Below are 2,950 nucleotides of genomic sequence, written 5' to 3'. Positions count from 1 at the left end.
TGACGATCCAGCGTAGGCCGTTACTCACCTCTTCTCCGCCAACGCCCGCGACACACAATGCGGCTTCAAGATGTTCACTCACGAAGCAGCGCAACGTCTCTTTCGCGCTCAGACCATCAGCGGATTTTCCTTCGATCTGGAGATTCTCTACCTGGCGAACAAATTCGGTTATCGCATCGCTGAGGTGCCCATCGCGTGGGTAGATGCGCCCGGTTCAAAACTCGACCCGATCAAAGAAGCCCGGCGCTTTCTGCGAGACCTGATCAAGATCAAACTGAACGATTTGAAAGGCGTCTATGCTAATGCCTAAGCTTCGTCTAGCCGTCGTGACTACCCACCCACCGGGCAAAGGCTCGCTCAACGAATACGCCTATCACTTCGTGCGATTCCTGCGCCAAAAGGAGGAGATCGGCGAGATCATCTTGCTCCCTGATCAGCTCCCACCTGATCAGACTTATTGCTTTGAGGCGCGCCCCGGCCTTGCGCCGGTAAGTGTTATTCCTTGCTGGTCTTTTGGAGCTCACGACAACGCCTGGCGCATTCGTGCCGCCGTGCGCCAGGCCAATCCCGATGCTGTGCTGTTCAATATTCAATTCGCCAGTTTCGGCAGCAGCAAAGTCTCGGCCACACTCGGTTTGACTGCGCCGTACTGGGTCAAACGCACAGGTTATCCAACCCTCGTGCTTCTACACAACATCATGGAGACGACCAACCTGCGTAGCGCCGGCTTTGCGCGTAATCCGTTCGTTGAGTCGTTCATCCGTTTTTTTGGCACCCAGGTGACACGTCTGCTGTTAACAGCAGACCTAGTGGCAGTAACAATCCCCAAGTACGTCGAGATTTTGGAGGCCAAATACAAAGCTACCAATGTTGTACTGGCCCCACATGGCGCGTTTGAGGATACACCTCAACCCTCCTTCGACCTTCCCCCTGGTCCTATAAAGATCTTGGCTTTCGGCAAGTTCGGCACCTACAAAAGGGTAGAGACGTTGATCGAGGCGTTTAAGCTGCTTCAAGATGGTAGCCGGCCGCCGCTAGAACTCGTGATCGCCGGGACGAATAGCCCAAACGCGCCTGGCTATCTAGAGAGCGTGCGCCAGCGCTACGCCGACATCCCCAACATCCGCTACACCGGTTACGTGGCCGAGCAAGATATCCCTCGTATCTTCAGCGAGGCTGCGGTGGTCGTCTTCCCATACAACAGCACCACCGGCAGCTCCGGTGTATTGCATCAATCCGGGGACTACGGCAAGGCCGTGGTCTTGCCTTACATCGGTGACCTCGCCGAAGTCATCGCCGAGGAAGGCTACAGCGGTGAGTTCTTCGCGCCCGGTGATGCCCACAGCCTGGCCGCTGCCATCGCCCGCGTCATTGACAACCCTGCTCGTCGCCGTGAGCTAGGCCGGCAAAACTGGATTGCCTCGCGCGGCCTGCCTATCGCCGAAGTTGTGGACTGGTACTTGCTCCATTTGGAGATCTTGATCAAGCAGCGGCAAGGAGATGCAGCCCGACGCTTACCTGCCACCTAAGAGGAGGGAATCAACAACGATGCAAATCAGCCTACAGCAAATCGCGCTCACACCTAAGACTGAACACGTAGCTGCAGTCATCGGCTTGTCAGGACGCTTCGATGCGCATGAAGTGCCACGGGTGCGCCAGGCCTTGATGCAAGCTGCGGATTGCACGAAGGGTCACGTCATTGTGGACTTGGGCGGAGTCAACTTCATAGATTCCAGCGGTCTCGCCTGCCTGGTACAAGGCATGAAATATTGTCGAGAGTGCGGTGCTGATCAGGTTCTTTGCAACCTGCAACAACCGGTGCGCATCATCTTCGAGCTGACCCGGCTGGATCGCGCTTTTAGGATCGCGCGATCGGTTGACGAGGCCACAACGGCTCTCGCTGCCTAAACGCGATGATGGAGCCTACGTCTCTCACCAGCCGGCCTACTCTGCTCCAAGCTCTCGCGACAGCCTGGTTGGCGAACGGCGCCGCGAGTTTCAGTTTGTGGCAAGGCGAAAACTTATTGGCCTGTTGGCCGGCTGAATCACCGCATCCCGCTGGGTTGATGGCACCAATCACCGACGATACGGGCACCTGGCTGGGAGAGCTGCGAGTCAGTGGCGTGCAAGGCGATGCCGCACTGGCGCGCCTGCAAGCGGATGCAGCGATGCTGGCTTCGCTCACCGTCTTAGAGGGCGAGGTCGAGAACCTGGCCGAAGCGCTGGCCGAGACCGAGGATCAATTGCTGGCGTTGTATGAGTTGAACAAGGCGGATTCTGCCCGGTTGGATATTGACCGGCTGCTTCATCGCCTGGTGCAGCAAGCCGTACGTCTGGTCAAGGCCCACGCTGCCTTTGTTGTGCTGGCGACGCCGGCCAAGGTTGTGCGTTCTCCCGGTTTAGCCGTGCCCGAACCGTGTCTGATCGAGCTATTTGAACGCGTGCGACAAACCGGCAGCGAGATCCTGCTATGCAGCACAGAACTCTCGATCGGGTCTATGAATGGCAAAGGCAATCTCTTCGTCATCCCCCTGCCTCTCCGCGAACGCCGTGAGATCGTCGCTGCATTCGGACTTTGGCTGAACCGGCCGGCGTCTGCGTTGTCGCCCGATCTGAAACTGGTGCGCTCGATCGCCGAACAAGCTGGGTCACAACTTGAGATCGCGTTGTTGCACGAGCAGCTCGTTGCCCAAGCCCGTCTGCAAACCGAGATGGAGCTAGCGCATACAGTACAACTTGGCCTGCTGCCACAACAATCACCGACCATCGCCGGTCTGGACGTCTATGGCGCTTTGCGGCCTGCGTTCCAGGTGGGCGGTGATTTCTTTGACTACATCATCTCTGACGAGACGACCGGCCAACCGTTTACGTTTGTCGTCGGCGATGTCTCGGGCAAGGGGCTCTCTGCTGCCCTGTTGATGGCCATGACGCGAACGAACCTGCGGAACAG

General features: G+C 57.8%; 4 protein-coding genes. All 4 read left to right on the top strand.

Annotation, left to right across the window (positions count from 1 at the left end; translation table 11 throughout):
* Positions 1 to 70 precede the first annotated feature (70 nt).
* On the top strand, positions 71 to 310 hold the full coding sequence (locus GXH28_RS15580) for a hypothetical protein (protein ID WP_169239934.1): 240 nt from the start codon (positions 71 to 73) through the stop codon (positions 308 to 310).
* Positions 303 to 1,529: a glycosyltransferase gene (locus GXH28_RS15575; RefSeq protein WP_169239933.1), complete on the top strand. Its 1,227-nt coding sequence runs from the start codon at positions 303 to 305 to the stop codon at positions 1,527 to 1,529. Before GXH28_RS15580 ends, GXH28_RS15575 begins: the two co-directional genes overlap by 8 nt.
* Entirely contained in the window at positions 1,501 to 1,908 is a 408-nt protein-coding gene (locus GXH28_RS15570; protein WP_240550455.1) for an STAS domain-containing protein, read from the top strand. The genes GXH28_RS15575 and GXH28_RS15570 overlap by 29 nt, the downstream gene beginning before the upstream one ends.
* A gap of 158 nt (positions 1,909 to 2,066) precedes the next feature.
* Positions 2,067 to 2,950, top strand: an 884-nt coding sequence (locus GXH28_RS15565; protein ID WP_169239932.1) for a PP2C family protein-serine/threonine phosphatase, incomplete at its 3' end; no start/stop codon positions are given.

Origin of the sequence: Candidatus Roseilinea sp. NK_OTU-006 (assembly GCF_012931985.1) — a bacterium.
In the GTDB taxonomy this organism is placed as follows: domain Bacteria; phylum Chloroflexota; class Anaerolineae; order J036; family Brachytrichaceae; genus JAAFGM01.
This window is presented reverse-complemented; position numbering and strand designations above follow the sequence as displayed.

What these genes read in the sequence shown, in the direction of transcription:
- GXH28_RS15580 (WP_169239934.1), top strand. Translation starts at nt 71, where the DNA reads ATGTTCACTCACGAAGCAGCGCAACGTCTCTTTCGCGCTCAGACCATC.
- GXH28_RS15575 (WP_169239933.1), top strand. Translation starts at nt 303, where the DNA reads ATGCCTAAGCTTCGTCTAGCCGTCGTGACTACCCACCCACCGGGCAAA.
- GXH28_RS15570 (WP_240550455.1), top strand. Translation starts at nt 1,501, where the DNA reads ATGCAGCCCGACGCTTACCTGCCACCTAAGAGGAGGGAATCAACAACG.